Source organism: Peribacillus sp. Hz7, assembly GCF_042136355.1.
GTDB lineage: Bacteria > Bacillota > Bacilli > Bacillales > DSM-1321 > Peribacillus > Peribacillus asahii_A.
Genome location: NZ_JBHHJV010000001.1, coordinates 624,377 through 650,610, shown reverse-complemented (window position 1 = coordinate 650,610; position 26,234 = coordinate 624,377). Strand labels below are relative to the sequence as shown.

The 26,234-nt window shown below is 36.8% G+C and carries 23 protein-coding genes; 6 read left to right on the top strand and 17 right to left on the bottom strand.

Translation table 11 applies throughout. The features are described from left to right. Window positions 1-27 precede the first annotated feature (27 nt). Window positions 28-1,206, bottom strand: coding sequence for an acetyl-CoA C-acetyltransferase (locus ACE199_RS03070; RefSeq protein ID WP_375348522.1), 1,179 nt, complete (start codon window positions 1,204-1,206; stop codon window positions 28-30). 171 nt (window positions 1,207-1,377) lie between these two features. After that, window positions 1,378-1,812 carry a DMT family transporter gene (locus tag ACE199_RS03065; protein ID WP_127759929.1) on the bottom strand — a complete coding sequence of 145 codons (435 nt, stop codon included), beginning with the start codon at window positions 1,810-1,812 and terminating at the stop codon, window positions 1,378-1,380. A 213-nt stretch (window positions 1,813-2,025) separates the two neighbouring features. On the opposite strand from ACE199_RS03065, the gene ACE199_RS03060 reads away from it, so the two are divergent. Then, on the top strand, window positions 2,026-2,496 hold the full coding sequence (locus ACE199_RS03060; RefSeq protein WP_375348521.1) for an anti-sigma regulatory factor: 471 nt from the start codon (window positions 2,026-2,028) through the stop codon (window positions 2,494-2,496). Next, a complete protein-coding gene (locus ACE199_RS03055; RefSeq protein WP_375348520.1) occupies window positions 2,471-4,342 on the top strand; it encodes an ATP-binding protein in 1,872 nt (623 codons plus the stop codon). The genes ACE199_RS03060 and ACE199_RS03055 overlap by 26 nt, the downstream gene beginning before the upstream one ends. Before the next feature lie 108 nt (window positions 4,343-4,450). Here the strand turns inward: ACE199_RS03055 and ACE199_RS03050 are convergent, their stop codons facing one another. The 3 genes from ACE199_RS03050 to ACE199_RS03040 form a co-directional block, all read right to left on the bottom strand. Further along, on the bottom strand, window positions 4,451-5,398 hold the full coding sequence (locus tag ACE199_RS03050) for an alpha/beta fold hydrolase (protein ID WP_375348518.1): 948 nt from the start codon (window positions 5,396-5,398) through the stop codon (window positions 4,451-4,453). Window positions 5,399-5,724: 326 nt separating this feature from the next. Further along, window positions 5,725-7,155: a M20 family metallopeptidase gene (locus ACE199_RS03045; RefSeq protein WP_375348517.1), complete on the bottom strand. Its 1,431-nt coding sequence runs from the start codon at window positions 7,153-7,155 to the stop codon at window positions 5,725-5,727. Then, a complete protein-coding gene (locus tag ACE199_RS03040; protein ID WP_375348516.1) occupies window positions 7,152-8,369 on the bottom strand; it encodes an MFS transporter in 1,218 nt (405 codons plus the stop codon). The genes ACE199_RS03045 and ACE199_RS03040 overlap by 4 nt, the downstream gene beginning before the upstream one ends. 294 nt (window positions 8,370-8,663) lie before the next feature. On the opposite strand from ACE199_RS03040, the gene ACE199_RS03035 reads away from it, so the two are divergent. Next, window positions 8,664-9,971 carry a helix-turn-helix domain-containing protein gene (locus tag ACE199_RS03035; RefSeq protein WP_375348515.1) on the top strand — a complete coding sequence of 436 codons (1,308 nt, stop codon included), beginning with the start codon at window positions 8,664-8,666 and terminating at the stop codon, window positions 9,969-9,971. Between the two features lie 201 nt (window positions 9,972-10,172). Here ACE199_RS03035 and ACE199_RS03030 read toward each other — a convergent pair whose 3' ends face one another. Next, window positions 10,173-10,691 (bottom strand): acyl-CoA thioesterase, encoded by a 519-nt coding sequence (locus ACE199_RS03030; RefSeq protein ID WP_252290432.1) that lies wholly within the window; start codon window positions 10,689-10,691, stop codon window positions 10,173-10,175. Window positions 10,692-11,003: 312 nt separating this feature from the next. Next, entirely contained in the window at window positions 11,004-11,858 is an 855-nt protein-coding gene (locus tag ACE199_RS03025) for a LysR family transcriptional regulator (protein ID WP_375348514.1), read from the bottom strand. An 859-nt stretch (window positions 11,859-12,717) separates the two neighbouring features. On the opposite strand from ACE199_RS03025, the gene ACE199_RS03020 reads away from it, so the two are divergent. Both ACE199_RS03020 and ACE199_RS03015 read left to right on the top strand, forming a co-directional pair. Then, entirely contained in the window at window positions 12,718-13,923 is a 1,206-nt protein-coding gene (locus ACE199_RS03020) for a quaternary amine ABC transporter ATP-binding protein (protein WP_252290428.1), read from the top strand. 4 nt (window positions 13,924-13,927) lie between these two features. Beyond that, entirely contained in the window at window positions 13,928-15,655 is a 1,728-nt protein-coding gene (locus ACE199_RS03015; RefSeq protein WP_375348513.1) for a glycine betaine ABC transporter substrate-binding protein, read from the top strand. 185 nt (window positions 15,656-15,840) lie between these two features. Here ACE199_RS03015 and ACE199_RS03010 read toward each other — a convergent pair whose 3' ends face one another. From ACE199_RS03010 to ACE199_RS02995, 4 genes are all read right to left on the bottom strand, one after another. Then, the gene (locus ACE199_RS03010) at window positions 15,841-16,596 is read right to left on the bottom strand and encodes a TPM domain-containing protein (RefSeq protein ID WP_252283311.1); all 756 of its coding nucleotides are present in this window, start codon (window positions 16,594-16,596) and stop codon (window positions 15,841-15,843) included. Beyond that, complete coding sequence (locus ACE199_RS03005) at window positions 16,593-17,174, bottom strand: LemA family protein (protein WP_375348512.1); 582 nt, start codon at window positions 17,172-17,174, stop codon at window positions 16,593-16,595. The genes ACE199_RS03010 and ACE199_RS03005 overlap by 4 nt, the downstream gene beginning before the upstream one ends. A 295-nt stretch (window positions 17,175-17,469) precedes the next feature. Then, a complete protein-coding gene (locus ACE199_RS03000) occupies window positions 17,470-18,810 on the bottom strand; it encodes a GntP family permease (protein ID WP_375348511.1) in 1,341 nt (446 codons plus the stop codon). A gap of 11 nt (window positions 18,811-18,821) precedes the next feature. Next, window positions 18,822-19,961, bottom strand: a complete 1,140-nt coding sequence (locus ACE199_RS02995) for a glycerate kinase (RefSeq protein WP_375348510.1) — start codon at window positions 19,959-19,961, stop codon at window positions 18,822-18,824. Window positions 19,962-20,193: 232 nt separating this feature from the next. On the opposite strand from ACE199_RS02995, the gene ACE199_RS02990 reads away from it, so the two are divergent. After that, window positions 20,194-21,288 (top strand): CdaR family transcriptional regulator, encoded by a 1,095-nt coding sequence (locus ACE199_RS02990; protein ID WP_375348509.1) that lies wholly within the window; start codon window positions 20,194-20,196, stop codon window positions 21,286-21,288. A gap of 111 nt (window positions 21,289-21,399) precedes the next feature. Here the strand turns inward: ACE199_RS02990 and ACE199_RS02985 are convergent, their stop codons facing one another. The 6 genes from ACE199_RS02985 to ACE199_RS02960 all read right to left on the bottom strand — a co-directional run bounded on the left by ACE199_RS02985 (window position 21,400) and on the right by ACE199_RS02960 (window position 26,054). Then, window positions 21,400-21,675, bottom strand: coding sequence for an adhesin (locus tag ACE199_RS02985; RefSeq protein ID WP_127759912.1), 276 nt, complete (start codon window positions 21,673-21,675; stop codon window positions 21,400-21,402). 40 nt (window positions 21,676-21,715) lie between these two features. Next, window positions 21,716-23,485 (bottom strand): arsenical pump-driving ATPase, encoded by a 1,770-nt coding sequence (arsA, locus tag ACE199_RS02980; protein WP_375348508.1) that lies wholly within the window; start codon window positions 23,483-23,485, stop codon window positions 21,716-21,718. Window positions 23,486-23,508: 23 nt separating this feature from the next. Further along, the gene (arsD, locus tag ACE199_RS02975; protein ID WP_375348506.1) at window positions 23,509-23,871 is read right to left on the bottom strand and encodes an arsenite efflux transporter metallochaperone ArsD; all 363 of its coding nucleotides are present in this window, start codon (window positions 23,869-23,871) and stop codon (window positions 23,509-23,511) included. A 93-nt stretch (window positions 23,872-23,964) separates the two neighbouring features. Next, the gene (gene arsC, locus ACE199_RS02970; protein ID WP_375348505.1) at window positions 23,965-24,384 is read right to left on the bottom strand and encodes an arsenate reductase (thioredoxin); all 420 of its coding nucleotides are present in this window, start codon (window positions 24,382-24,384) and stop codon (window positions 23,965-23,967) included. 15 nt (window positions 24,385-24,399) lie between these two features. Continuing rightward, window positions 24,400-25,695: an arsenic transporter gene (locus ACE199_RS02965; protein WP_375348504.1), complete on the bottom strand. Its 1,296-nt coding sequence runs from the start codon at window positions 25,693-25,695 to the stop codon at window positions 24,400-24,402. A gap of 14 nt (window positions 25,696-25,709) precedes the next feature. Further along, on the bottom strand, window positions 25,710-26,054 hold the full coding sequence (locus ACE199_RS02960; RefSeq protein ID WP_375348502.1) for an ArsR/SmtB family transcription factor: 345 nt from the start codon (window positions 26,052-26,054) through the stop codon (window positions 25,710-25,712). Window positions 26,055-26,234 lie beyond the last annotated feature (180 nt).

Here is a 26,234-nt window from a genome sequence, read left to right as displayed (position 1 = left end):
ATAAGAAAATTTGACCATATTAGACAATTAATGTCGTTCTATCACTAGAGCTGATCCTTGCCCGCCGCCAATACATAAAGATGCAAGCCCTCTTTTCGCTTGACTGCGCTTCATTTCATACAGCAATGTAACTAAAATTCGAGCGCCAGATGCACCGATTGGATGACCTAAAGCAATAGCCCCACCATTAACATTCACTTTACGTGGATCTAACTCCAGGTCTTGAAGTACAGCAAGCGATTGAGCAGCAAATGCTTCATTCAATTCAACTGCATCAATATCGTTTACTGTTAATCCTGCTTTTGTTAATGCTTTTTTCACTGCCGGTACTGGTGCATATCCCATAATAGCCGGATCAAGAGCCGCATTCGCATAAGATGTAATGGTTGCCAAAATATTAAGCCCTAACTGCTCCGCTTTTTCTTTTGCCATCAGCACAAGCATCGCCCCGCCATCATTAATACCAGATGCATTCCCTGCTGTAACAGTTCCATTTTCTTTAAAAGCTGGGCGCAATTTAGCAAGCTGCTCTATTGTCAAACCATGTCGTGGATATTCATCTTGGTTAACCACAATCGTTTTGCCCTTCTTTTTAATTTCAACAGCAGCAATTTCAGCCTCAAATCGACCAGCAATCTGGGCCTTTTCCGCTTTTTGTTGACTAAGTAAAGCAAATTCATCCTGTCTTTCACGGCTAATTTCCCACTTTTCAGCAATATTCTCGGCTGTTATCCCCATATGATATTGATTAAAAACGTCTGTTAAGCCATCGTAAATCATAGAATCAACTGCTTCTGCATGTCCTGCTCTCTGACCCCAGCGATAATTAGGAAGAAGATACGGGGCATTGCTCATGCTCTCAATTCCCCCCGCAAGAATCACATCTGCATCACCGAGTGAAATAAACTGCGCTCCCATAATCACGGTTCGAAGGCCTGAACCGCATAGTTTGTTAACAGTTAAAGCAGGAGTCGTTTCCGGAATTCCAGTATGAATCGCCACCTGACGTGCTACATTTTGTCCTAAACCAGCTGATAAAATATTACCTATCAAAACTTCATCAATCATATCAGCTTGTATATTCGCACGTTTAATAGCTTCCTTCGCAGCCACAACGCCTAATTCGACTGCTGATACTCCGGCTAGACTACCTCCAAACGTACCAATCGGTGTTCTTGCAGCTCCAACAATAACTACTTCTCTCATGTGTTTCTCCTCCCTCTTTTTCATTCTTTCAAATCACATGCAGCAACCATTCTTTCTTCATTTAACAACACTACTTACTGATATATATTCAGCTTTTGTGTCATTGATTATATATGCAAGAATTGTGCCAAATCCAAAAGAATTCAAAAGAGGGACCTATCCAGAGCACACCTACTTATGATTAAACAAGTATAATGAAGCAAACAACAAAGCAATCGCAGCCACTTTTTGTATATTAATTGGGATACGCTGCCCGCCAAATAGACCAAAATGATCGACAATTGCTCCAATAATGATTTGTCCGGCAACAATTCCAATAAGAGCAGGAGCCACACCTATTTTCGGGACAACTAAAACGGTTACAATAACAAAAAATGCCCCAAGTAAGCCGCCAATCAATTGCCACTTTGGAACATCTGTAACAGACAATAGATTTCCCTTCCCCCAGAATAAAACAATAAATAATAAAGCAATTGTTCCCACTCCAAAGGAGATTAATGAAGCTTCTAACACACCTACTTTTTTTCCTAGCCCCCCGTTAATCTGACTCTGAATTGCTACAGCTGCTCCGCCAAGCAAAGCTAGCAACGGAAATAATAAATTCACTACTAACTCTCCCTTGTATCAAAATATTTGTATGTACCATCCTACAAATTGTATCATGAAACTATTTTTTCGATACGACTTTTTAAAACGCCAAAGTAAACATACTATTTTTTTGTTATTTACCAATAATTTGTGTATGATGCACATAATTTTTTACAATGTTATCAAAAGCGTTATCCAAGACTTGTCTAAATATGCTAAGATATTCTTAAAATGAATCTACCTGTTTTTTATTACAGAAAAGGATTTGATAGAGGTTTGTATAAAATCATTATTGATCGGGAAGATGATGTGTACATGGCTAGTACAATTGGGAAAAAAGTTGCAGAGAATTGCGGACTAAATAAAAGCGATCAAACCAAATTAGTTGTATCTATTATGGAATTAGCTCGCAATATTGTTTTTTATGCTGATAAAGGAGAAATCTTTATTAATCCGAGGCCTCCTTATGAAATTGAAATTATTGCTATTGATCGAGGTCCCGGAATAGCGAATATTGATAATGCTTTAAATAATGTAGTTCCTTCAAAAAAAGGATTAGGCTTAGGTTTATCAGGAGTGAAACGCTTAATGGATGAATTTGATATTACTAGCACGGTCAATATAGGTACGAAAGTTAGGGCCGTAAAATGGCTAAATGAAAGGACGGTTAGATACTTTGACCACATCACTCGCCGCTCATGAAATTTCATATGGTCTAATTGAACTTCACCCTGATGGTACAATTCAAAGTGTTAATGATGAAGCAAAAAGGCTGTTATTATCAGATGAAAGTGACACAAACTATTTGTTTCATCAAATTAAAAACAAAGAAGTGAAAGCAAAGCTTCATGAATGTTTCATGGGTAAACATAATGAATTTATGGCAACAATCGATTCACAGCCTTACTTTTTTTTATTCCATAAAACGCCGGAAGATAAAAAGGGACATAATATTTATCTTTACATATTTAACCTTCATTATCTGCAGCATCATCATGATCATACAAATTTGAATAATCATTTATTATCGTCAATTGGAGAAATGGCAGCAGGAATTGCCCACGAAGTTCGCAATCCTTTAACAGCCGTAAAAGGATTTCTTCAATTAATTAGTCAAACTGATCAAAGTGAATATTCGCAAATTGCTTTAAGTGAGTTAGAACGAGCGATTCATATTTTAAATGATTTAATGAGCGTCTCTAAGCCTGAATTTACGCAAGAGGAATTAATAGATTTTAATATATGCACTGAAATAGAATCCATTTTGCTTTTATTTCAAAACCAGCTATATTCAATCCATGTTATTAAACAATTTGATAATGAAAATATCAGAATTATTGGCCAAAAAGATCAACTTAAAAAAGCTTTGTTCAATTTAATTAAAAATGCTATTGAAGCGATGCCTAAAGGCGGAACGCTTGTTATTGAACAAACTGAGGACTATGAAAATATTCATCTTAGCATCTCAGATTCTGGTGTTGGTATTCCAAAAGATAAATTGCGTTTACTCGGTACTCCGTTCTTTACAATGAAACAAGATGGAAAAGGAATGGGGCTTGCACAAGTTTTTAATGCGATTCAAAATAATCATGCCAAAATACGGGTAACAAGCGAGGAAGGACAAGGAACCACTTTCTTTCTATCATTCAAAAAAACACTTAAACATTCAGTTCCATTTACAGGGGGAGATTCTATGGTACAAACCATTGACACGAAACATAGTTTAGCAGAATTTCTAAGTAACAATATCCATTTTTACACAAGTGAATGGATGCAATACTTACAAGCAACTAAAAGCTATTTAATATCTCTTTTAAATGAAAATGGAGAGACGGAAAACTACAAAAAATTTGGTAATCCAATTATGCTGCTTGTTGCTCAAAATATTAGCGAATTAAAAACAGAACAAATTATGGATGTTGCTAAAGAAAGAGGCGTCCGCAGTGCTAAAACTGAATTTCCAATGCACTTAGCTTGGGAGCTTTTCCAATCATCTCGCGGCATCATCTGGAACTCTATCCGAGCTTTTTATAATGAATCTGAAAAGACGCTTGATATGGACCAATTTTTTGCTTTAGAGCGTCGTGTAAACGATATTATTGATTTATATATCGATTCTTATACAGCATATTTCGTCAGCTATAAAGAGGAATTATTAAAAAGTCATCGTGAAACGGTTGATGAATTATCCGTTCCAATTATTCCAATCGCTGATAAAGTATGCATACTCCCAATCGTTGGAAATGTCGACACATTCCGAGCACGAAAAATCCGTGAAAAAACACTCGTTCGTGTGAAAGAGCTAAAAGCGGAACAATTAATTATTGATATCTCAGGTGTTCCATTTGTCGATACAGCCGTTGTTAACCATTTATTTAAAATTGTCAAAGGTATTAGATTATTAGGATGCTCTACCATCTTAACGGGAATCAGCCCAGAAATTGCCGACACAATGATTGAACTAGGTATTGAAATTGACAATGAACTCAAAACCAGATCAGATTTACAACAAGCTTTACACGACATTCAGTTTTATACTAAAAAGTAACAGATATAATTAAAACCTCGATAATTTCTAAAAATTATCGAGGTTTTTTACACAAGATTGCAAGAATAATACTTCCTAAAATAGTGTATCAACATCAATAGCTCAGTCCTAAGACTGGGCATGATCTATCTGTAGAAATTGTTCTGAAATGCAATCCAATACACTAACTACTAACCTATTGTTTTCATTTATTAATTGATGATTACCATGTTTAATGATACGAATTTGGCTTTTCGGGAACTTATGTCTTATAAAATTAAGATTATATTTCCAATCTACCGTTTTATCTCTATCACCTTGAATGACCAAAAGACTATCTTCTAATTTTGGATAATTTATTATTTTTTCATTCCATGTAGATAAGGCCTTTATCCATTTTATTGAAATTTTATTATGCTGTAAGGGATCACTTCTAACAAACCTTAAATATTCTGAATTGGATGAGTTTACTTTAAATACTCTTTGTAATTCCTTAACAAATGGGGACATAATACTTAAACCAATTTTTGATAAATTCCATGCATAGGAACGAATAAGTGGAGCTAACAAAATGACATGATGAAAAATTGAAGAAGCTCGCCGCAAATATTCAACTGAAATTGCTGCACCTGTACTATGAGCAATTAAGTACTTTGGAAGTGTAGTATATGGTTTGATGTAAGTTTCACAGACTTCCATAAAGACATCCGCATACTGATCAAAACTTTCAATAAATGCCCTTTTTCCACTAGATAACCCGTGTCCTTGTAAATCATAACTAATCACATGGTAATTATTTTTTACTAAAAAATTAATTAAATTACTCATCGAACCTGTATGATCCAAATAACCATGAAGAACTAAAACAATCGCACGAGGGTTTGTAGGTTTAAATGATTGAATAAAGATTTTCTCTTCACAACAATTCACAAAACCATATCTATAATCAATGGCCCCAATTTCTAGTCCATAATATTTAAGGTAGATATCAATGGGAGAATGTTGTTTAAATCTTCCAATCATAAAAGGAATATTACTATCTATTATACTTCTGATAGAATGATGAATTTTACTCATAACAGATCCTTTCACACCTACTTTCAAAGAAAAATTCACTGAAGTAAGGAAACTACATCTTTATTCTCCGTTTCTCCCTATCATACCATTTATTAAAGGTCATGCTAAATTGAAACTTTTAGGAAATAGATTATGAAAACACCCTTTTCCTAAGAAAAGGGCTTGCATGCAAAGAGTATTCTTATAGACTATCTCCAAAATCAGCTCTGAACTTCGCTGCTAATTCCATCTGCTAGTCTGTAATTGAATCATTTTTCATGTCTATTATTCAATTAAATCAACTAATGGATGTACATTGTACCTATTTCAAATTGAAAACACAATCATCATTTTCTTTTACCCGCAGGCATAACTTCTTCAGGGATCGGACATTTATAAACCTCACCGTTTAATCGTTCCTTTAGTTCCTGTTTAGCTTTTTCTAATAGTTTTGGATTTTTTATTACTTCTAATGCGGTCCCCGCTAAAACTTTTCCTGCTTGAAGCATTCCTTTATGACCAATGGATGTAGAACCGATGGTCACAACTTGCCAGGTGTGTGCAGGTGTCCCCAATACCCAGCATGCAGTACCTACCTGGGCAGTCGGTACGATCCAACTGACATCCCCAACATCTGTCGAGCCTCCGAGGGGTACATCAGCTATATCATCAGCGTACGGATAAATAATATCGCAAATTGCTTTGTCCTTTAGATCGCTCGCTACTGCTTTCGGTAATTTGTTGATTTCATTAACCTTATCTTCTACAGCTAATGTGGCATGCAACTGTTCTGCAAAATGAATTTCTTCTTCATTATAAGTCGGAGTACCAATCTCACTAAACACTTCAGCCATTGTAGCATTCAGCGTTACATTAGGAACCAAATTAGAACAAGCTTTATCAAAAACAATTTCAACTTCCGTACCTGTCATAAGTGCGGCTCCTCTTGCGATATCGCAAATTCTTTCATAAATTCCCTGAACTTCAGGCGTTTTAGGGGCACGAATTAAATAAAGCACTTCCGCTTCTGCTTGAACGACATTTGGCGAAAACCCTCCTGTGTTCGTAATGGCGTAATGAACTCTTGCTTCGGAAATGATATGTTCACGCAAGTAGTTGACGCCCACGTTCATTAGCTCCACAGCATCAAGCGCGCTTCTGCCCAAATGTGGTTGAACAGCTGCATGTGCACTTTTCCCTTTAAATTTGTAATAAACTTGGTAGTTGGCTAGTGAATTCCCTGGCAAGATTGTATTTGTTGTCCACGGATGCCAGCATAAAGCAAAGTCAACCTCATTAAAACAACCGGCTCGTGCCATATACGCTTTACCTGAACCGCCTTCTTCTGCTGGGCAACCGTAATACTTGATTGTTCCTTGCAGTCCTTCCTGCTCCATCATATCTTTAAGAGCGACCGCAGCAGCAAGCGAACCTGTACCTAACAGATTATGACCACAGCCATGTCCGTTCCCACCCAATTCAACTGGCTCTGCAACGGAAATACCTCCTTTTTGGCTTAGCCCGGAAAGCGCATCATATTCACCAAGAATGGCCACAACTGGATTCCCAGTTCCAAAGCTGCCAACAAAAGCGGTAGGGATTCCTGCAATATCTTTTTCGACCGAAAACCCTTCCGATTCAAGGGTTTGACAGATGAGCTCAGCGGAGCGAAACTCTTCAAAACGCGTTTCTGCAAATTCCCAAATTTGATTGCTAACGCTGACCCATTTATCTTTTTTTTGCTCAATAAGCTCTATAATTTTTTGAATGTCACTCACGCTACTTCACTTCCTACTTCTTGTTTCGTTGAATTTAATTTCAAGAAAAGACTCGCTATAATTGGGATGAAAAGGGATCCTATTAATAATGTGAAAGCCCCGTTATAGGAACCATTAAATAATGTAATTGTATATCCCATTAAAGTTGGTGCAATTGTACCAGCCATTTGCCCTCCAAAATACATAATACCAACTGTCGAACCCATTGAATTTTGCGGGAAATATTTCAACGGAATAGCAAGAACAACAGAAAGAAGTCCTACTCCAAAATAGGCAAAACAAAGGAATGTAAGCGCCAATGTTACTGTTGATGCATTCATTGTGAAGTACAGTGCGATAATTCCAATAACTGCACCTGTAATAATGATAAACTTTTCTTTTCCTGCAGCCAGTTTATCTAATGCCCATGAGCTGAGTATGATTCCGAGGAGAGAACATGCTACTGGAAGCATAGAAATAAACCCTGTTTTGACCAACTCGAGCCCACGAACGTTTACCCAATAAGAAGGTAACCATGAGTTTAGTCCCCAATTCACCATGCTCATCCCAAAATAAATCAACATCAGCAGCCAAGCTGTTGGATTTTTCAGAACATTTCTATAAGACACTTTTTGTGTTTGAGTAGTTCCCTTTTGCTGCGCTCTTTCCGGCAAGTACTTCCAAAGTAAAAGAAGAAAAACAAATCCGAGCGCCCCAAAAATGAAGAACATCGTATTCCAGCCTACACTTTCAATTAGTACAGCAGCTAGCAAGACGGAGATGATTGAACCAATTTGAGTAGAGGCTGATAACAATCCCTTTGCTCGTCCACGCTGTTCTTTAGGGAAATTTTCTGCCAAGGCTACAGAACTTGCCGATGGAAAACTCCCTTCTCCAAGTCCAAATAAAAAGCGAATAATGATCAACGAAATAAACGACCAAGCAAATCCAGTAAAAATAGTAAAGACAGACCAAACAAACAATGAAATAAGAATGATTTTTTTCGCACCGTATTTATCAGTCAGCCATCCGCCAATTAATTGCATAATCGCGTAAGCAAGGAAGAAGCTACTAATGACCATTCCACCTTGAGTAGGAGTTAGACTGAATTCTTTGGAAATGGTAATAATCGCTACACTCATAGAGTTTTTGTCTAAATAATTGACCACCCATGTTAAAAAAAGAAGCGTCAAAACAGTCGTTTTTGTTTTATTGTTGTATACGTTTTCTTGCATACAAGTTCCCCTTTCATTCTTTATTTATAAATATCTACTAAATGAGCCTTTTTATTTGGACCTTGTTTATGACATTGTTGTTTTCGCAGCAATAATCTATAACAGAAGTTTTATTTTTAGACTTATTTAGGACATTTCTTAAAATGAATTTTAGCAACTATTTTTTAAAATGGCAAGAAAATTCGGACCGGAAATCATTAGAAACGAATATTAAAGATGAATTCAATTGGTAATATACGGGGATAGTTAGTATAATAAAATTGCATACTTATGATCGGGGAAGGACGAATTATTATGATTAAAATCGGTGTCATCACTGCTCCTCATTCTATCGAGGAGATTAAACAAATTGAACCATATATCCAAGATCAATGTGAGCTAAGCTTTATTCCTTATCGTCAATTGAGTGAGATTAAGGAGCTCTATAAAAGCCATCACTTGTTTTATGATGGCATTCTTTTCAGTGGGGAATTAGGCTATAAAATTTGGCAGCAGGAATGTACCGTCTTTCAAACCCCAACGTACTACTTACATATTCCAGAAGGAGATTTTTATAAACGCTTATTTGCCATCAGCAATGCCAATAAACATTTAAATTTTTCTAGAGTATATATTGATTTTATTAATAAAGAGAATAATTATATGGGGATTAAAGAAGTATTGAAAAAAGAGGAGTTCCCTTTTTCAAATGAAATGGACTATTCGGAAGCCATTTATGAAAAAACAATTCAACAGCATCTCTCATTATGGCAGCAGGGAAAGATTGATTTATCAATTACTCGTGTGAGCAATATTGTAGAGCTTCTGAATCAAGCTGGCATTCCAAACATTTTTATATTTCCTTCTAAGGCATCCATTTTAGAGCAAATCCAGCAAATCATTAATGAATTGCAAATTTCTAATTTATTAGAAAATCAATGGACAATCGGGATCATTACGATTGAAAACCAGGACAACATATCTGATTTGGATTTTAAACAAATCCTGCTTCATAAAGCACTTTTGGAATTCAATGAAAAAGAGAAACCATTATCTGTTATTCAGAAGAAGCATGCAAATTTTGAAGTGATTACGTCGTATGCTGAGCTCAAGAATTTAACGAATGAATTTACCGAGTGTTCCCTCCTTCAGTATCTGAATCAAACGCTCCCCTTTCATGTACATATAGGATGGGGAATTGGAACTACACTCTATGCGGCTAAAACATCGGCTCAAACGGCAAACAAGCAAGCTGAATCAAACAACTTTCCATGTTCTTATGTCATTACTGCCAACGAAGAAGTAATTGGTCCACTAGGAGAAGAGACTTGTCTTCACTTTACCAATACAGTTGATCCTCAATTAGAAAAACTAAGTGAAACGTTAGGTATTTCCAGCCTTCGTATCCAAAAAATAATGGCTGTAATTTCTAAATTACAAACAAATGAACTGACGGCAGAAGATTTAGCTTATCATTTAGGGTTGACGTTACGTCAAGCCAACCGAATTTTAAATACGCTAGAGGAAAACGGAGCTGCCCATATTTCATACAGAAAACAAGAAAAACTTAGAGGCCGTCCTAAAAAAGTTTATAAACTAGACTTTGAAAAACTAATAGATTAACAGGTGAAAATGTCAAAGTTCTTTCCATGCAGAAATCAAGAAATCGAACTCCTCTACTCTATTTTTTAGAAAACCCTTATAATATCAAGGGTTTTTCTTATTTTGTTACTTTAGTTATTCTTTATCCATAATAAAAAGAGGCCGACCATGAAGTCGACCTCTCAGACACAGTTATGTATGTTAATACCTATAACGTAATATTTAACACACGGCAATAACTGTTTTTGTTGTTAAATAAGCAGCTAATTCTTTACTTTGTTGCTTTCTTTCACGTCGCATTCTTGCTCGTTCTTCTCCTGTTTCATGTAATTTCCTTTCTTCTTCTGTTTCAGGAATTACTTTCGGAACAGCGGTAGGACGTTGAAACTTATCAAGTGCAACGAATGTTAATAGTGCCGTTGCCGCTATTTTACACTCCCCACTTTTTAAATCTTCCGCAATAACTTTCACGAAAATTTCCATCGAAGATACACCTGTCCATGACACATACGACTCAAAGCTTACTGAATCAGTTGGTCGAACAGGATGTAAGAAGTCGACAGAATCGGTTGAAGCCGTGACACATTCCGTTCGGCTATGACGCGCGGCAGAAATAGAGGCCACTTGGTCTATATCACTCATCATTCGACCACCAAACAAGGTGTTATGATTATTTACATCATTCGGAAAGATACGACTTGTTCTAATTACTCTTGATTCCTTACAATATTTCGCTGACATGAGGACATCTCCCTAAAAATAAGTTCTGGTACTACCATATTTACATCACGTTTCAATATTTCACTTCTTAGCGGAACCCTTTTCTACTAAGAAAATACTAAAAAATATAGTTTATTAAGCTTACCTATGGAATTGATTGTAAGAGTAAGTTCATCAAAAGAACAATACATAAAATGAATCGCTAGATATAAATAATTTGAATATCTCTTATATATCCAGTGATAATAGTAGAAAAGCACCGTTCTTTATTTTTTCAAATCCATTTTAACTCTACATAAAACGCAGTATCGCGATATATCGCGATACTGCGTTTTAAACATTATTTTCTCCAAAATCAAACTCTCTTACAAATTCTACAAATGCTTTAACCGTATTTAATTCTAAAGATTCCGCGCTATAATACATCCATGTTTCCCTTATAATAGGCAATCCATTCTCATCCGTTATATTTGCCTTATGAAGATTATCTATTCCATTTAAAATCATGGAAGGTAACACGGCATAGCCTAACCCGCTTATCACCATATCCTTCGCTATATCCACTTGATCTACTTCCATTTTTATTAAAGGCGGCTTATGAAATGTATTTCTCCACCAATTATCAATCGCGATTTTCAAAAGAATATCTGTCGTATAATCTACTCTTGGCAGAACTGGTAGATCTTTAAGTGTAAACGCTTCTTTGGAGGCTACACATAATGTTTCTTGAAATAATAAATCCTTTTCATCACTCCAATTATAATCCCCTCGGACAAAGCCGATATGTACCTCATGATTATAAATTAATTGAAAGATATCCTTGCTCAATCCTGTAGTAATCTGAAATTCAATATTAGGAAATATTTCTTGAAAACGTTTCAGAACAGCAGGCAGTTTGTATCTTGTAAAAACATTAGAGCTAGCTATTCTTAAAGTACCCGTTACATTTTGGTTCATATTCATAATGTTTTCTTTGATATTTTTATGCAAAGATATTACTTTATCCGCATTTTTAGCCAAATATTCACCTTCGGGTGTGAATTGAATCCCATTTCTTCCCCTCACAACGATCTTAGTACCAAACTCTTTTTCTATTTGTTTGAGACGATTTGATAAAGCTGGCTGGGAAATAAACAATTTCTCCGCCGTTTTTGTGATGTTTTTATATTCATTTAACACTTGTAACATAACCCAATCCCTATAATCCACTAATCTTTCTCCTTTGGAACAATCTGTATATGATATTACGTATCATCATAGTATAAAAAAACAAAGATAACAATCGAAACTGTGAAAATTCGAAATACAGTTATTGGATAATTGGAAAGTACGGAAAGTTACTGACACTTTCACCTATACTCTAAGTTGAAATTTCACCTCCAGAAGAAGCACCTCTTACCCTTGATAAGTGATTGTTAATAGACTATCTAAAAAAGGATAAATTTAACTTTCTAATTCAAGTAATTTTCATCTTCTAATTTGAATTCAACCACGGTGATTTCTCTTTACATTCCTCTTTTTAAAATTGTTTTTTTCGAATAATTTCAATAGGATAAAAGACTCATTTTTATAAAAATTAATCTACGATAATTCCACTCACTCATTCCAACTAAAAAAAACTGTCAAACCCCTGCTATATCAACATTTTCAGCAAATTAAAAAAGCGATAGTTATAGTCAAAACTCTACTAAAATCTCATTCATTCTGCGTGTACGTTATTTGATATGAATACTAGAAAACGATATAGTTAAAAAGCAAACACACGATTTAGCCCTTTAAAAAACCCTATATTTGATGTTGTTTTTCCCCTTTTTGGCTACATCCTCTTCATAAAAGAATCAAGGTCAAACAAGCAAACATCTCACTTTTAATTCCCAATTTTTTATGACATTCAGAATTAAAGCAGGTGGGATAAGAACCTAAAGAGCAAGTAAGTGAATGATTGAACAATATTCGCTTTATCATTTTGAGGAAGCTTATATTCCTGAAAAAGGTTTGCTCTACTATATCAGTTTTTCAGAAGAAAATTTAAGAACGAGGTGTTTAAATGAATCCATTTGTAGAAGTAAGAAACGTATCAAAAATTTTTGGTAAGTCTCCCAAAGCGGCACTGGAGCTTTTAGAACAAGGTCGTTCTAAGAAAGAAATTTTGAAAGAAACAGGACAAACAGTTGGTGTCAATAAAGTGGACTTCAACATCTACCCTGGAGAAATCTTCGTAATTATGGGGTTGTCTGGGAGCGGGAAATCAACGTTAATTCGGATGTTTAACAGACTGATCGCCCCTACGGTTGGTGAAATTTTGATTGACAATGAAGATATTGTAAAAATGAGTCCCGCTCGCCTAAGGGAAGTAAGACAAAAGAAAATAAGCATGGTGTTTCAAAACTTTGCTCTTTTTCCCCATAAAACAATTTTAGAAAATACTCAGTTTGGACTTGAAATCAAAAAAACCACTGTTGAAGAACGTCATGAAAAAGCAATGAGCGCACTAGCTGTCGTTGGTCTAAAAGGTTATGAGAATCAATTTCCATCCCAATTGAGCGGTGGTATGCAACAAAGGGTAGGACTCGCCCGTGCACTTGCTAGCGACACGGATATCCTGTTAATGGACGAAGCGTTTAGTGCACTTGATCCACTGATTCGTAAAGATATGCAAGATGAATTACTAGAAATTCAGGAAAATTTCAAGAAAACAATTATTTTCATCACCCATGATTTAGATGAAGCACTGCGCATCGGTGATCGAATTGCTTTGATGAAGGATGGCAGTATTATTCAACTTGGAACACCGGAACAAATTATGATGAAGCCCGCAAACGAGTTTGTTGAGAAATTCGTTGAAGATGTCGATTTATCTAAAATATTAACGGCATCACACGTAATGAAACGACCAGAGAAAATCGGTGCAGACCGTGGTCCGAGGGTTGCGCTCGAAATTATGCGGAAACAAGGATATTCCAGTATATTTGTGGTGGACCGTAAGCAAAAGCTATTAGGGGCACTGACAGCTGAACAAGCACGTCTAGCCATTGATCAAAACCAATCGATTTCTGAAGTGATGACAACCGATATCCCAACTGTCGCGGAGGACGCGCTGCTTGTCGATCTTATGGATGCTATCGCAACCTCAAATCTGCCAATATCGGTTATAGATGAAGAGAACAGAATCAAAGGAATTGTTATTCGCGGAGCCGTAATTGGTGCTTTAGCAGGGAATAAAGATTCTTTAAACGATTTGGAGAGTGAGTGATTAAATGAATATGTCAAAAATTCCATTAGGAAATTGGGTAGATTCTTTCGTTGACTGGATTACCGTTGCATTTGCTGGATTATTTTCATTTTTTACAAATGTAATCGATGGGCTATTAAATTTTATTGTTGAAGTATTGAGTGTAGGACCTCCCATTCTACTAATCATTGTTTTAGCCCTGTTAGTTACCTATACTAGCAGATGGCCATTAGGCATCTTTACATTGCTTAGTTTACTATTGATTGATAACCTTGGTTATTGGGAATCAACTATTCAAACGCTTGCTATTGTTTTAGTATCCGGATTTTTTACGATACTAATCGGGATTCCAATTGGGATTTGGTGTGCTCAAAGCAAAACAGTACAAAAAATCGTCACCCCTATTTTAGATTTTATGCAAACAATGCCCGCATTTGTTTATTTAATTCCCTCCATTTTATTTTTTGGAATTGGTGTCGTGCCTGGGATTGTTGCTTCGTTTATTTTCGCGATTGCGCCAACAATTCGTATGACTAATCTTGGAATTCAAGAAGTGCCTAAAGAACTCATTGAAGCGTCAGACGCATTCGGTTCAACGGCTAGCCAAAAATTATTCAAAGTCCAATTGCCATTGGCCACTCCAACGATTTTGGCAGGGATAAACCAAAGCATCATGCTTGCTCTTTCTATGGTTGTTACGGCTTCATTAGTTGGCGCACCAGGACTTGGAGCAGATGTTTACCGAGCTGTCAGTCAAATTAACGTGGGACAAGGCTTTGAAGCTGGATTATCCATTGTAATTATCGCAATCATCCTCGACCGTATTACGCAAAAGATACGCAAGCCAGCGTATGAGCATCTCATTAGCCGGAAAATTATCCTTTCGATTGCAGCTGCGCTTATAGTAGTTTCTGCACTAGTTTTAGTGTTTGCACAAGAAAATACAGTAAAAGAGAATGCTACTGGGATTGGAGCCCAAACGGATTATGAAGTTATTGGGATTGAACCTGGAGCAGGACTCATGAAGCAGGCTAATAATGCCTTAAAAGATTACGAGTTAACTAATTGGACACTTGTTGAAGGTTCATCGGCAGCAATGGTTGCTGAATTGAAGAAAGCCTATGAAAATAAAGAACCAATTATTGTAACAGGATGGTCACCCCATTGGATGTTCTCTTCGTTTGATTTAAAATATCTCGATGATCCGAATAATACCTTTGGTGGAGCTGAAGATATTAATACAATCGTCCGAAAAGGACTTAAAGAAGATGCTCCTGGTGCTTATACTATCCTTGATCAATTCTTCTGGAAACCAAGTGATATGGAAGATGTAATGGTTGACATTGCTAACGGAGTTGACCCAGCTAAAGCTGCTGAAAAATGGATTCAAGCAAATCCGGACAAAACAGCTAAATGGACAAAAGGAGCTCAAGCAGGAAATGGTGAAAGTATCAATCTTGTGTATGTTGCCTGGGATACTGAAATAGCTAGTACCAATGTTATTGGTAAAGTTCTTGAGCAGCACGGCTACAACGTGACGCTGAGTCAAGTTGAGGTTGGTCCAATGTTTGCAGGTATTGCCAATGGCAGTGCTGATGCAATGGTAAGTGCATGGCTGCCAAGTACACATCTTGACTATTATAATGCCTATAAAGGCGATTTCATTGACCTTGGACCAAATCTTAAAGGAACGAAGAATGGATTAGTTGTACCTGAGTATGTCGATATTGATTCAATTGAAGACTTGAAATAAAAAAGCGAGGCTGCCCAAAACTTTAGGTAGCCTCGTTTTTCCACATAGACAATCACAATAAAAACAACGCACGAAAACCTATTCTTGTCGAGATATCAAGAAATCTTCGTGTGAACATTCCCTTTAATAATATGGATATTCCGGAAACAAACTCCTGATTTTCGTAGCTGCTTTACAAATAGACCTTACCATCCTCTACCTGCTCCACCGCCGCCAGAGGAACCGCCGCCACCTCCGCGTGAACCACCGTCTCCACCACCTCTGCCACCTCCACGGGACAAAATGGACAGGATAATTGAAGTAAGCGTTCCTCCAAAAAACTTAAAATCAATAAACACAGCAGCTACAATAAAAAGAATGATTAACCACGTGGGTATTCCTATCCCTTCTTCTTCAGTTGCTTGCTTCTCTGTAGTTTGTTGACCACCTTCTACGCCGTATTCAGTCGCCACTTCTTGTGCCAACACTTCGTACGTTTCAATCACAGCTTTGTTTGGCTCATTATCATTCAAATAGGGAATCGCATGTTCGTCCAAAATCCTTCCTATCTTTCCATCTGGAAGTCGCCCTTCTAACCCATATCCCACTTCAATTTGAACTTTGTGATCATCCATAGCAAGAACGAGTAAAACGCCATTGTCTTCCACTTCACTACCAATTCCATATTGCCTGAAAGCTTCATTCGCATATTCTGCAATCGGTGTGCCTTCAGTTGTTTCAACAGTAAGAACAGACACTTGTGCCGTTGTTTGATTTTCAAGACTGCGCCCTATACTTTTTAGTTGATTTTCTTCATTTTCTGTTAAAATATCGGCAAAATCTTGTACGTAAATGTCACCAACTGAATTTGGAATATCAGTATCCTTTGCAAATACTTGACCTGCTAAAACAAAAGAAGCGAGTAACACCAAAAGAAAATGCGGAACCCGCTTTCTGATCATTGACCATTGCCTCCAAAGTCGACATTAGGAGCTTTAGTTGCATTAGGGTCCGCTTTAAAATATTCTTTTTCATCAAAGCCAGCTATTCTTGCTACAATTGCTCCTGGCATTCTTTTTACCTTTTTGTTATAGACTGCAACTTGTTCATTGTAATCTTTGCGAGCTACGGCAATTCGATTTTCCGTGCCTGCAAGTTCATCCATTAATTGAGTAAATTGCTGATTGGCTTTTAAGTTAGGATAGTTCTCAACAACTACAAGCAAGCGACTTAACGCACCTGATAATTGTTCATTGGCTGTTGCTTGTTCTGCAGGAGTTTTTGCCCCAGCTAATTTGGCCCGTGCATCTGAGACTGATGCAATCACTTCTTTTTCATGTGAAGCATATCCCTTTACTGTATTCACAAGATTTGGTATTAAATCAAGTCTTCGTTGCAGCTGATTTTCAATTTGTGCATAGGACTGATTCACATCCTCCTCCTTATTGACAAAGCCATTATAGCTACTCATCAACAAGATGACAAAAACGACTATAACTGCGAGAATAGCAATTATTGTACCTAACAACCCTTTTTTCAAAACAAACACCCCCATCTATATAAATTTTTATCTTAATTGTATTTATGTGGATAATGTATAAATAAGTATACAATCTACATTGTTGGTATACAAATGCAATATGAATGCGAGCATGTCTAGAGAAACAAAAAGTTTAAACACTTAAATTTACTGATTAAGTATCTTCGCTTTACCAAACCCGTTAGAATATATCAATTACTGCAAAGAGGAAAAACGTACATATTATTCCCTCTTATAAACCATACAAAAAAAGACAGAGAAGTAATAACACTCTCTGTCTTTTACTATCATTCACTTAAACTAAGATTACCCACAAAATCATACTCACCACGATTGTCACAAGACCTTGCATTAATGTAGCCATCGTCTGTGCTTTATAAGCATCGGTCACTTTCATTCCACTAAACTGTGTAACTACCCAGAAGAAACTATCATTTACATGGCTCACTGTCATCGCACCTGCCCCAACAGCCATAACGACTAACGCTAAAGGTACAGCCCCTTCAATTCCAAGCGTCGGTAACATTGGCGCAATAAGTGAAGATGTAATGACAAGTGCTGCAGTTGATGAACCTTGTGCTGTTTTTAGAGCTGCGGCAATAAGGAAAGGAATAAGTAAGAATAAAGCACCGCTAAACATATCTCCCATATTCCACGCTTGAATCATTTCCGCAATTCCTGTGTTTTTAATAACTGTACCAAAAGCACCGCCAGCCCCTGTAATCAGTAGAATTGGAGCTGCGTCCAACAACGCTTCACCAATCCAATTTGTTAATGTTTCTTCATCATACTTTGGCAATAATGTAAGTGCCGCAACTACACCAGCAAGTAAAGCAATAACAGGCTGGCCTAAAAAATTAAGAAAAGCTGCTGTATTTCCTTCCATTCCGATAACAGATACAATAGATCCTGTTCCAATTAATATGATTGGCAGCACAATGGGTAAAAATGCTTGAAATGTAGAGGGCATTTTTCCAAATGAACGAACGATTTCCTCATAATCTAGTTCCTCGCCATCGTCTTCGACTTCAATTTTACTAGCTACTTTCGTTGCCCATAAATACCCAACAACAACCGCAGGAATGGCTGTAATTAATCCAATTAAAATAATGGTACCTAAGAAACCGTCTGCTCCAATATTTCCAGCCGCTGCAATCGGACCTGGTGTTGGCGGTACAAGAGTATGTGTTGCATATAACCCTGTTGCCAACGCCACAGACATTGAAGCAAGGGCCACTTTTGCCCGCTTAGCCAACGCTTTGCGCAAGCTGTTCAAAATAACAAAACCAGAATCACAAAAAACAGGAATCGAAACTAGATAACCAATTAAACTCATCGCAAGCTGCGGTCTTTTCGGTCCAACAATACGTAAAACAACTTCAGCCATACGCAGAGCCGCTCCAGCCTTTTCTAAGATGGTCCCGATAATTGTTCCAAATACAATCACAAGACCGATACCGCCCATTAAGCCGCCAAAACCACTATTTATATTTTCTACGATTTTAGCAAGGGGCATGCCCGAAGCAATCCCAACAAATAATGTACCTAGTAATAATGATAAAAACGGATGCACTTTAAATTTTGTAGTAGCCACAACAATTAATAAAACGCCAATAACTAAGACAACAAATAACATACCTTTCCCCCCTATTTCTTCAATGATGCTAAGTATGTACGCATAACTTGCTCTGCTGTATCTTCCAGCAATACTGCTCCTCCTATAATCGCTTCTTGCAACGTCATAGGAGTATTTACAATACTATGAACACTCGTAATACCATGTTCGTATAATACGTCAATGTCTTTACCAATCGAACCAGCAAGAGCAAACACAGGAATTCCCTTTTTCTTTGCTTCCTCTGCAACACCCATCGGAGTTTTTCCAGAAGCTGTTTGAAAATCTATTTGCCCTTCCCCTGTAAAGGCACATTCCGCATTCGTTAATTTGTCGGCTAGCCCCGTATATTCAATAACGATATCGATTCCTCTTTTTGTTTCAGAAGGAAAGAAAGCTTGGAAAGCTCCACCAATGCCACCGGCTGCACCAGCACCTGGTTTGTCATGTAAGCGAATACCTGTTTTCGTTTCTACTAAATCTGCCCAATGTGATAAATTCTGGTCTAGCATTTCTACCATTTGAGGCGTAGCCCCCTTTTGCGGCCCAAATACATATGAGGCTCCATCCTTGCCAATCAATGGGTTTTGTACATCTGATGCAATTAAAAATTCACAATCAGCAATCCGAGAGTCAAAATCTTGATTATCAATTTGAACAATACGCGAAAGTTCTCCTCCACCACAGCCAATAGCTTTTCCATCCGAATCCAATAGCTGCATACCTAACGCTTGTAACATGCCGATACCGCCATCATTGGTAGCGCTTCCACCAATTGCTAAGATAAATTTTTGACAGCCGTCATCTAATGCTTTTTTGATTAATTGTCCTGTACCAAATGTTGTAGTCAACAGTGGATTCCGCCTAGTAGAATCGATGAGATATAAACCGGAAGCACTAGCCATTTCAATAACACATGTTTGTCCATCTCCTAGAACTCCATAGGCTGCCTGAACGGAATCAAGCAGAGGTCCTTTCACAGACACTTCAACCATTCGCCCATTAGTAGCAGCTACTAAACTATCCATCGTACCCTCTCCGCCATCAGCGACAGGCACTAAAACGGTTTTTATGCTCTGTGATACCTTTTTTACCCCTCTTTCAATTGCCTGTGCGGCTTCTACTGCCGTCAAACTCCCTTTGAATGAGTCGGGTGCAATAACAATTTTCATATTATGTACCACCTTACTAAATTCTTAATCTTCATAGATTAAACAATATTTTACGAACCTTATATAAGACTGTATAAAAACAAGCGTTTTGTTATATAACAACTCTCTTATCTATTATTATAATATTCATAATTATTTTATTCATCGTACCTGATAAACAAAAAATAGTATGACTTTTCGCAGTTTTTTGTCTATAATAAACAAAAATTATAAACAAACAAGGATGACCTACATGTTAACACAAGAAATAGCAAAAGAAATTGTTACTCAAACAATGATACGATTAAATAGAAATATCAATATAATGGATGAACAAGGAACCATTATTGCCTCTGGAAATGTAAAGCGAATTAATCAAGCTCATTTTGGAGCTAAAGAAGTCCTTCGAACGGGTAAACCGCTCATTATTTCGAAAGATGATTCGCAGCAATGGGATGGAGCTCTTCCAGGCATTAATCTCCCTATTCAATTCCAAAACGACATTATCGGCGTCATCGGAATTACCGGAAACCCAGAAGAGATTATGGAGTTTGGAGAATTAGTCAAAATGATTACCGAAATGATGATTCAACAATCCTTCCTCACCGAACAGATTGAATGGAAACAACGATTAATTGAATTAGTATTTGAAGACTTGCTTACAGATTCATCACAACCTGAATTGATTAAACAAAGACTGAATCTAATTGGAGTAACATTAGAAGCCCCCTATCAAGTAGGTGTAATAGAATTAGGATCCAATCAATTAAAAAAGAATGAGCTGCTTCAAATATTTAGAGATTCTTTCAATAAACAACAAACGCTCATCGGTTTTTTAAATGTAAACCGGTTATTTATTCTTACCTCACATCTACCTGAGGAGCGGTTAAAACAAAAAATGCTAAACGTTATAAGCATCTTAAAGGCGAAAGGTATATCACTGCGGGTGGGAACAGGCTCTACCGTATTTGTCCAAGCTCATATTCGTCACTCCTTTGAAGAAGCTTTAAGCGCTTTAAAATTCGGTAATCTCGAACAAACTTTTATTACTTATAATGAAATTGAAATGAGAGCCCTTTTAGATCAACTAGATGAACGAGCTAAACAGCAATTTTCTAAAAGAATTTTAAGCAACTTACCAGACAAACTAATTGATACGTTAGAACATTTTTTTGCTTGCAACCTAAATATAGGAGAATGCGCAAAGGAAATGTACATTCACCGTAATTCTCTTATCTATAGAATTAAAAAAGTAAAAGAAAAAACTGGATACGACCCACAAAACATATATGATGCTATGACATTGCAGCTTGCGATTTGGATTTTACAGATGCTGCCTAAGGAATAAGTCAATTAAAATACTTATCTACAATTCAAGAACTTTATGATTTCCTAAATGATAAAAAAGGAGTAGTTAGCTCTCTAAGTGAACTAACTACTCCTTTTTTGTTTCTTGCCTTTAACAACAGCTACTAGCACCTAATAAAACTAATCCTGCCCCCTCTTCATTTTCTTCTTTATCTAATGTTAATTCATCCGTTCCTGCAATTTGTGAATCGAACGCTACTTTAATTCCGTTGATTATTTCAATTGTATCTGTTTCTATTGGTGCATCTAAAGAAATCGCAAATTGCGGCCCGCAACAGCCAGCAACAGAAGTTAGCCGAATTCCTTCTGCACCCTTTTCATTTAAAAAATTTTCCAACAAGTGTTTAGCTCCATCTGTAATTTTCATTTATGTCTCCTCCTTAAATGAACTATCAAATTGTTATTCCCTACTTAATATAATCTTTTAGCTTGTCATATCCAACTTTTTCTTCATGTAGCCAAGGAATAAGTGCACATTTCTCTGCCTTATTATCCTTTACTTCTTGAATCCATTCCTTTTCTGCTATCGCTTTACCTTTTAAAATAGGATCGTTCGTATTAGTGGCAGATAAACTTTGGTTAATGACCCACCACTGCGGATTAATACTAGCCCGTCTTAGATCGTCCTGTAATCTAGATGCCTCTAAAACAGGTGTTGCTTCCGCAAGTGTAACAATAACTACTTCTGTTTCTTTTGGATTTCGAATTTGAGGCAGTAATTTTTTTGCACTTTCTGATACCTCACCTGTTGACCTTTCAATTTCCTTACTATAAGACTCGGATGCATCTAATAATAGTAATGTATGTCCTGTCGGTGCTGTATCAATGACGACAATTTCATTTTCAGATTTAGCCACTACTTCAGCAAACGCTTGAAAAACAGCAATTTCTTCTGTACATGGTGATTCTAAATCCTCTTTTAAGTAAGCAAGACCAGCTTCATCTAGGTTTTCACTTGATTTGGCTAGGACGTCAGCTTTATATTTTTCGACTTCTACTTTTGGATTAATGCTGCTAATCATTAAATTTTGATTTAGGTAATCATTTTGGAATTGATAGTCTAGGTGAGCAGCTGGATCGGTTGTTGTTAAATGGACACGATGCCCTTTTTCAACTAGACCCACTGCAATGGCAGAGGCGACGGTTGTTTTTCCTACTCCACCTTTCCCCATTGTGAAAATCAGCTTTGTTTTGTTATTTGAAAAATCATCAATGACATCTTTTAATCCTGGAAGATTCATTGATTGATTTTCCATGTATAAATCAGTTGTCGGAACTTTATCGTATGGTTTAAACAAATCTCGGAGATTTTCCACACCTGTTAAAGAATAAGAAACATACGGTAACGAGTACATGGTACTCTCTTTTAAATTTTCTGGCATTTGCTTTAATGCATCTCGTTGTCTATGATAAAAAGCCGATGATACTTCATCTTCTTCATTGTGATCTTGAAGAAGAGCATTTATAATGAGCCTTTGATTTTTGATTCCAATCTCTTTAAGCTCTTTTGAAGCACGGTCTGCTTCCAAAAGGGCTGAAACATCTGGTCGTGTTACGAGTATTAAAGTCGTTTTAGTTGAATCAGAAAGAGCAGCTACCGCGCTTGAATAAAGCTCTTTTTTATCCACTAACCCAGATAAAGGACCTAAACATGATGCGCCATGCGTACTTTCCTCTAAAAATCCATTCCAAGCCGTTGGAAGCTGTAAAAGTCGTAATGTATGCCCTGTTGGGGCTGTATCGAAGATAATATGGTCGTAAAGATTTCCGATTTCGCTATTGGTAAGAAAACCTGTAAATTCATCAAATGCGGCAATCTCGACTGTACAAGCACCTGACAATTGCTCTTCCATTGTAGCGACTACTGCTTCTGGAAACATGTCTCTATATGGACCAACAACACTTTCCCGATAGGCTTTTGCTGATGCTTCAGGATCTATATTACTCACATATAAATTGGCAACCGTCGGAACTGCTCTCAGTGTGCTAGTTAACTCTATCCCAAATACATCTTGTAGATTAGAGGCAGGATCTGTACTAATTAACAGCACTTTTTTCCCACTATCCGCTAATGCGACTGCTGTTGCACAGGCTGTTGATGTTTTTCCTACGCCACCTTTTCCTGTTAAAAATAAAAATTGAGTCTGAACGTGATTTGGACTGAATGATGAATACATGTTTCTTCCTTCTTTCCAAATGATTATAGTTGTTTTAAATTGATAGAAAGTCGAGCTTTTGGTTTTTCGTTTAACTCTTCAGCTTTTACCTCAAACCATTCTGCAAATTCTTCGTTGGTTGGATAACTTCCTACTTTCACAACTTGGTCATTAACTAAAACAACTGGTAATGCATCGGGACCTTTTTCCATAAGAATACGATGTATTTCCTTGTTTTTTGCAAATTTATCAGGGTCATTTGTTAGTTGATATCGTTTAATATTAAAACCTTTTTTCTCTAATGAATAAACAGCAGATGCTACTCTCGTTAACTCTGGATCCACACTAGGACCGCATACTCCAGTGGAACAACACATTGCAGGATCAAAAATCTCAACTTTATTCATGCTACAACCTCCAATATATTATTAAATAAGCATTTGCTTATTTTTATTTTTAAGAAATAACCAAGAGAATAAACTCTTGGTTATTTGATTGTATTATTGTCCTGTTTCGCTAAAACGTTTAATTCTATCACCAATTTCATCACGAACACGCTGGAAGAACGCCCATTTTTCTTCGTCTGTTCCTTCTGCTTTTGCTGGGTCATCAAATCCCCAATGTTCACGTTTTACATGTGAAGGTGTAACTGGACAATGATCGGCAGCATGTCCACATAATGTTACTACTAAATCAGCATTGTTTAGGATTTCTGGATCAATAACGTCAGATGTTTGAGTCGAAATATCAATTCCTGCTTCCTGCATTGCTTTTACCGCATTTGGATTTAATCCATGAGCTTCAAGCCCTGCACTGCGTACTTCCCACTCATCACCTAAATATTTCTTTGCCCAACCTTCAGCCATTTGGCTTCTGCAAGAGTTCCCTGTACATAAGAAATAAATTAATTTTTTAGACATGACGTATTTCTCCTTTTAGTTCATTAATAATGATACGTATAGACCTAGTAACGTAATAAATAGAATCGGGATTGTTAACACAATACCTGTTTTGAAATAAGTTCCCCATGAAATTTTAACCCCTTTTTGAGATAAAACATGGAGCCACACTAAAGTCGCCAATGATCCGATTGGGGTAATTTTCGGACCTAAGTCAGATCCAATGACATTGGCATAAATAAGAGCTTCTCGAATCGTGCCAGAAGTATTCGTTTCGGCAATAGCTAATGCATCAATCATTACGGTTGGCATATTATTCATCAAGGATGACAAGAAAGCAGCAATAAAGCCCATTCCTATCGTCGTAACGAATAAACCTTGTTCAGCCGTTGCTTGGATGACACTCGCTAACGAATGAGTTAGCCACGCATTTCCTAACCCATATACCACAACGTACATTCCAATTGAGAAAAATACGACACTCCATGGTGCTCCTTTAACAACGGCTTTCGTATTAACAACGTTACTTCTTCTTGCCATCAATAGAAAGAAAATCGCTATCATTCCTGCAACAATGGAAACAGGAACTTTAATGAATTCGCTAGAAAAGTAACCAATCAGTAAAATCCCAAGAACATACCATGAGAGACGAAACATTTTTTGGTCCTTAATCGCTTCTACTGGTTTCTTTAATTTGGATAAATCGTACGTTTGTGGGATACTTTTTCTAAAATAAATCAATAATACCGTGATGGTTGCAATCAGTGAAAAAAGATTTGGAATAATCATTCTTGAAGCATATTCTACGAACCCAATGTTAAAGAAATCGGCAGATACAATGTTAACCAAATTACTCACCACGAATGGTAATGAAGTAGTATCCGCAATAAACCCACTCGCCATAATAAAAGGGAAGATCATCTTTTCTTTAAAATTCAAATTACGAACCATTGCTAGTACAATAGGTGTCAAAATAAGAGCTGCCCCATCATTAGCAAATAGCGCCGCGACGATTGCCCCTAACATACTGACATAAACGAACATTTTCACTCCATTACCCTTTGCTGCTCTTGCCATATGTAATGCAGCCCATTCGAATAACCCAATCTCATCTAATATTAATGAAATAAGGATAATCGCTACAAAGGATAATGTTGCATTCCATGTGATTCCTATTACCTCTACAACATCATTTAATCCAACTACTCCTACTAAGAGAGCTAAGATTGCTCCACCACAGGCAGACCAACCGATGTTCAAACCTTTAGGCTGCCATATGACGAAGATGAGTGTCACTAAAAAAATGACGGATGCTAATATTGCAGTTATCAATGTACAAACCTCCATTAGTCACAAGAGATGCGTAATCCCTGTTCTTCTAGTTCTTGTAGTTTAAAATCTTGGCTTGGAAGATGTTGAAGCAAACTGTGAACTAACGGATAATAGTCGTTATCTTTATTTAATGAATAAATAATCCATTGTCCTCTCCTTGTTTCTTGTACCAATCCAGCATCTTTCAACTTTCGAACATGTTGACTAATAGCAGGCTGACTCATTTTAAAAATTTCAACAAATTCACAAACACAATAATCATGTGTCTCTAACATTTTCATCATAGCTAGTCTTGTTTTATCACCTAATAGCTTTAAAATCGTTGCAGCTTTTTCGATTTCAACTGTTAATTCTTGCATGCAAACATCTCCTCCTTCCATTCGAATATTAATATATAACAATGTACTTATATATTCAACAACAAATATAACTTTATTGTTTGCATCATACTATTAGTTATAACATTGCTTAAGTACCCAATACAAAAAGCAGCGAACAGTGCCTATCACCGCTCGCTGCTTTTTGTATATCTACTATAA